The organism is Streptomyces sp. NPDC005141 (assembly GCF_053599975.1).
Window position 1 is genome coordinate 1 of record NZ_JBSFYW010000135.1, and the last position, 5225, is coordinate 5225.

General features: G+C 69.1%; 4 protein-coding genes and 1 pseudogene. 4 read left to right on the forward strand and 1 reads right to left on the reverse strand.

What is annotated here, in order from left to right; translation table 11 throughout:
* A pseudogene (locus ACWD68_RS41490) lies at positions 1 to 146 on the forward strand (MerR family transcriptional regulator); the annotation flags it as partial.
* A 61-nt stretch (positions 147 to 207) separates the two neighbouring features.
* On the forward strand, positions 208 to 1011 hold the full coding sequence (trhA, locus tag ACWD68_RS41495; RefSeq protein ID WP_451811654.1) for a PAQR family membrane homeostasis protein TrhA: 804 nt from the start codon (positions 208 to 210) through the stop codon (positions 1009 to 1011).
* Here trhA and ACWD68_RS41500 read toward each other — a convergent pair.
* Complete coding sequence (locus ACWD68_RS41500) at positions 971 to 1492, reverse strand: STAS domain-containing protein (protein WP_451811655.1); 522 nt, start codon at positions 1490 to 1492, stop codon at positions 971 to 973. The genes trhA and ACWD68_RS41500 overlap by 41 nt on opposite strands.
* A 665-nt stretch (positions 1493 to 2157) precedes the next feature.
* Between ACWD68_RS41500 and ACWD68_RS41505 the strand changes: the two genes are divergently transcribed.
* Together ACWD68_RS41505 and ACWD68_RS41510 are read left to right on the forward strand one after the other, a co-directional pair.
* On the forward strand, positions 2158 to 4209 hold the full coding sequence (locus ACWD68_RS41505; RefSeq protein WP_451811656.1) for a phosphocholine-specific phospholipase C: 2052 nt from the start codon (positions 2158 to 2160) through the stop codon (positions 4207 to 4209).
* Between the two features lie 52 nt (positions 4210 to 4261).
* Complete coding sequence (locus tag ACWD68_RS41510) at positions 4262 to 5101, forward strand: phospholipid scramblase-related protein (RefSeq protein WP_451811657.1); 840 nt, start codon at positions 4262 to 4264, stop codon at positions 5099 to 5101.
* The last annotated feature ends 124 nt before the right edge of the window (positions 5102 to 5225 follow it).

The following is a 5225-nucleotide window of genomic DNA, read 5'->3' on the forward strand; positions in this document are numbered from 1 at the left end:
CCGCCCGCGCCCGCGAACTCGTCGACCACGGGACCCCCATCGAGGCCGCCTGCCGCATCGTCATCCTCGAAGACCAGCTCGAAGAAGCCCAGCGCATCAACGCCGAACACCGCCGCACCGCATCCGGGCACACGACCGCCACCTGAACCGCGGGCCGCGGCGAAGCACCGGACCGAACTCTTCCGCCGATTTCAAGAATATGAGTGCATGATCGCCGAAGATTCTGAGCCGCCGGCACACGGACGACACTTCCAGCCCGGCCCCGGCTCCACGCCCGACGCCCTGCGCACCCCGGCGGTTCATGCGCCTGCAAGCGCAGCCGGCCGACTGACTGCCATGCCGGCGGACGCCGGCCTGGAAGGCGGGGCGGAGCGTGCGGCGGCTGCGGTGAAGCCGAGGATGCGCGGCTGGCTGCACGCCGGGGTGTTCCCGCTCTCGCTGGTCGGCGGCGTCGTCCTGATCGCCGTTTCGCGTTCGGCTGCGGCAGTGGCGGCCTGCTCGGTGTACGCGGTGTCGGCCTGCCTGCTGTTCGGTACCAGCGCGGTCTACCACAGGGGAACGTGGGGTCCGCGCGGGGAGGCGGTCCTGCGGCGGCTGGACCACGCGAACATCTTCCTGATCATTGCCGGCACCTGCACCCCCCTGGCAGTGCTCCTCCTCCCGTCGGACCAGCGGTCCCTGCTGCTGTGGATCGTGTGGACAGGCGCACTGACCGGCATCGCGTTCCGGGTCCTGTGGGTCGCAGCTCCGCGCTGGCTGTACACCCCGTGCTACCTGGCCCTGGGATGGGCACCGGTGTGCTACCTGCCCGACTTCCTGCACACCGGCGGAGCGGCCGTACTCGCCCTGATCGTGGCCGGCGGGCTGCTCTACAGCGCGGGCGCGGTCGTCTACGCCCTCAAGCGTCCCGATCCTTCACCGGCCTGGTTCGGCTTCCACGAGGTCTTCCACGCCCTGACCATCACCGCCTTCACCGCGCACTACACGGCCATCGTCCTGGCAGCCGCGTGACTGCATTCGGGGGATGCCGAAGCGCAGGACGCGGCGGACGGGCCCGGCCACACATGGTCCGGGAGAGGCTGGTGGGCTGGGCGGCTCCCGGAACAGCCCGGAGCCGTGGGGTCTGGGCGGTCGGGGCCGGGACATCCCCGAGCGGAGGTGACAGATGCTCGAGTGGATCGTCGAGGAGCAGGAACCCGGAGCGGGTGAGGTCGAGGATCAGGCCCAGTGTCGCCGGCGGGTGGTGCAGTCGCAGGGTCCCGCCGGCCTCGGTGGTCGGCTGCGCGGCGTGGAGGAAGACGTTGAGGCCGGTGCAGTCGCAGAAGGTGACTGGTGTGAGGTCGATGTCGATGGTGCGGATGCCGTCGCTCAGACATCGCGCCAGCGCCGTACGTACCAGCGGGGCCGATTCGAGGTCGATCTCACCGGCCAGGGTGATCAGCACCCGCTCACCTCGGTCATGACGGTGGACGGTGAGCTGCGGGAGCGGCATGATGCCTCGGTTCGGTGGACCATCCGGCAGCGGACGCGGTGACGCCGGGGATCCCGGCCCCCTGGCGCGCCGTCGGCTGGGGCGTACGTTCGGCGGAGACGGAGCAGCGGCCGGTCCGACAGCCCGTGCGACAGCGCACCGGACCCGCCCAGTTCCCTCCAGGGATGCGCCGGGTCACAGACGAAGAGTCCGCTCCCTGCAGCCATCTGTGTCGAGCAACGACAAGCCGTCAGGGTCTGGGACGCCCGTACAGCAGCATGGTCCTCGACCCGGTCCGGCGGACGGCCGGCAGCCGTCCGTTCCTCGTACCCGGGCGACGCCCGGACATGATGCCGGGCGAGTACATCCGTGCCCCGCGCGGTCCTTGGGCAGGCAGCGCGAAGCACGGTGACCACCGCGATCCGGGGTGACGGATCGTGCACCACACAAGGAGGAGGCTCCGCATGACACTGTCGACATCACGCCTGGAGTCGAACCGGAGGAGCGGGACGGCTTCATAGAGCCCTGACGCCTCGTCCGAAATCGTTCGTCTCGCGTACCGCCGAGTTTCACGCCAGCGCCACGGGGCCCTTCCCTGACGTTTGGTGCTCTTGGAACACTCCATTCGCGCACGTTCCATCAGCATCCGGCCGAATGGGCCCGTCAGGACAAGAGGTCACCCACCCATGCCCCAAGTGAATCGGCGCCGATTCCTCCAACTCGCCGGTGGCACCACGGCGTTCACCGCGTTGTCCAGCAGCATCCAGCGTGCGGCGGCCCTGCCCGCGCACCACCGTTCGGGCACGATCGAGGACGTCGAGCACATCGTCGTCCTGATGCAGGAGAACCGTTCGTTCGACCACTACTTCGGTTCGCTGAGGGGTGTCCGCGGCTTCGGCGACCCGCGTCCGGCGACCACCACGGGCACCAAGTCGGTCTGGTACCAGTCGGACGGCACCAAGGACGTCCTTCCCTTCCACCCGGAGGCGGACGACCTCGGTCTCGCGTTCATCCAGGACCTCCCGCACGGCTGGAGCGACGGGCACGCCGCGTTCAACAAGGGCAAGTACGACAAGTGGGTGCCCGCCAAGTCGGCGACGACGATGGCCTATCTGACGCGTGAGGACATCCCGTTCCACTACGGGCTGGCCGACTCGTTCACCATCTGCGACGCGTACCACTGCTCGTTCATCGGTTCCACGGACCCGAACCGCTACTACATGTGGACGGGTTACACGGGCAACGACGGCAAGGGTGGCGGCCCGGTCCTCGGCAACGACGAGGCCGGGTACGGCTGGACGACGTACCCCGAGCGGCTCGAGGCGGCCGGGATCTCCTGGAAGATCTACCAGGACATCGGCGACGGGCTCGACGCGAACGGCTCCTGGGGCTGGATACCGGACGCCTACCGCGGAAACTACGGCGACAACTCGCTGCTGTACTTCAACCAGTACCGCAACGCCAAGCCCGGCGACCCGCTCTACGACAAGGCCCGCACCGGCACCGACGCCCGCAAGGGCGAGGGCTTCTTCGACCGGCTCCGGGCCGACGTGCAGGGCGGGAAGCTGCCGAAGATCTCCTGGATCGCCGCACCCGAGGCCTTCACCGAGCACCCCAACTGGCCCGCCAACTACGGTGCCTGGTACATCTCCCAGGTGCTGGACGCGCTCACCTCCGACCCCGAGGTGTGGAGCAGGACGGCGCTGTTCATCACGTACGACGAGAACGACGGCTTCTTCGACCACCTGGTGCCGCCGTTCCCGCCGCAGTCCGCCGCGCAGGGCAAGTCCACGGTCGACGTCGGCCCGGAGCTGTACCAGGGTGACGCGAGCCGCGCCGCCGGGCCGTACGGACTCGGCCAGCGGGTGCCGATGCTCGTCGTCTCGCCCTGGAGCAAGGGCGGTTACGTCTGTTCCGAGACGCTCGACCACACCTCGATCATCCGGTTCATGGAAGCCCGGTTCGGGGTGCGCGAGCCCAACATCTCACCGTGGCGGCGTGCCATCACCGGCGACCTCACCGCCGCCTTCGACTTCGCGCACAAGGACACCAAGCCGGTCGCGCTGCCGAACACCGACGGCTACCGGCCGCCGGACGGCGATCGGCACCCGGACTATGTGCCGACCCCGCCGGCGAACCCCGCCCTGCCCCGGCAGGAGCGCGGTTCGCGCCCGGCCCGCCCCCTCAAGTACGCGCCCCTCGTGGACGGTTCGGCGGACATCGCGGCCGGCAAGTTCACGCTGACCTTCGGCTCCGGCGCCAGGGCCGGCGCTGCGTTCCTCGTCACCTCGGGCAACCGCACCGACGGCCCCTGGACGTACACCACCGAGGCGGGGAAGACGGTCTCGGACACCTGGAACTCGGCCTACTCGGCCGGCTCGTACGACCTCACGGTGCACGGTCCGAACGGCTTCCTGCGTACCTTCAAGGGGGCCAACAGGACAGCGGCGCCCGAGGTCACCGCCCGCCATGTCGGCTGCGACGTGGAGCTCACCCTCGTCAACATGGGCGCCGCCACAGCGACGCTCAAGCTCACCGACGGCTATGGCGGGAAGCCTCGTGTCTTCCGGGTGCGGGCGGGCGCGACCGTGAAGCACACGGTGGACCTGCGGGCGAGCAAGCGCTGGTACGACCTGACCGTCGGCTGGGACGCGGAGTCGGGCTTCCTGCGGCGATTCGCCGGACATGTCGATAATGGCCAACCCGGTGTCAGCGACCCGGCCCTCATCACCGCCTGATGGATACCCGGCTGACGGTTGAGTTCCGGCCATGTCACGGTAGGGTGCCCCGGTGACCACGCATTCGAACACTCCTGCAGGTTGGTACCCGGACCCCAACGCGCCTCAGACGCAGCGCTACTGGGACGGTTCGCAGTGGACCGACCAGCAGGCTCCGGCCGGACAGCATGTGCCGCAGCAGGGCCAGCCGCCGCAGCAGGCGTTCCCCCAGCAGGCCGCACCGGGTGCGGACCCGCGCGTGCAGCGCCAGGTGCAGCAGCAGGCCGGGGTGGCCCCGAGCGGCGTCGGCGGCGGCAGCCTCTTCACCGAACCGGTCCTGGTGGTGAACCAGAAGGCCAAGCTGATCGAGCTGACCAACGAGTACAAGGTCATGGACCAGCAGGGCAATCTGATCGGCTCGGTCGTCCAGGTCGGCCAGGGCATGATCAAGAAGATCCTGCGCTTCGTCTCAAGCCTCGACCAGTTCATGACGCACAAGCTGGAGATCCGTGACGCGCACGGCCAGCCGCAGCTGCTGCTCACGCGCCCCGCGAAGTTCCTCAAGTCGCGGGTGATCGTGTCGCGTCCGGACGGTTCGCCCGTCGGCGAGATAGTCCAGCAGAACATGATCGGCAAGATCAACTTCGCGATGAACGTCAACGGCCAGAAGGTCGGTGCGATCAAGGCGGAGAACTGGCGTGCCTGGAACTTCGCGATCGTCGACCACACGGACAACGAGGTGGCCCGGATCACGAAGACCTGGGAAGGCCTCGCCAAGACGATGTTCACGACCGCGGACAACTACGTCCTGCAGATCCACTTCCAGCTCCCCGAGCCGCTGCTGAGCCTCGTCGTCGCGACGGCGCTGACCGTCGACACGGCGCTCAAGCAGGATTCCCGCGGACTCGGCTAGCGAGACCGGATGTGCGGAAGGGGGGGGGGGGGGGGTGGGGGCCCCGCCCCCGCGGGGAAACGGCGGCCCGCCACCACAGGGCCACCCAAACAAACGCGCCGCCCCGCGCCCCGCACCCCGCCAG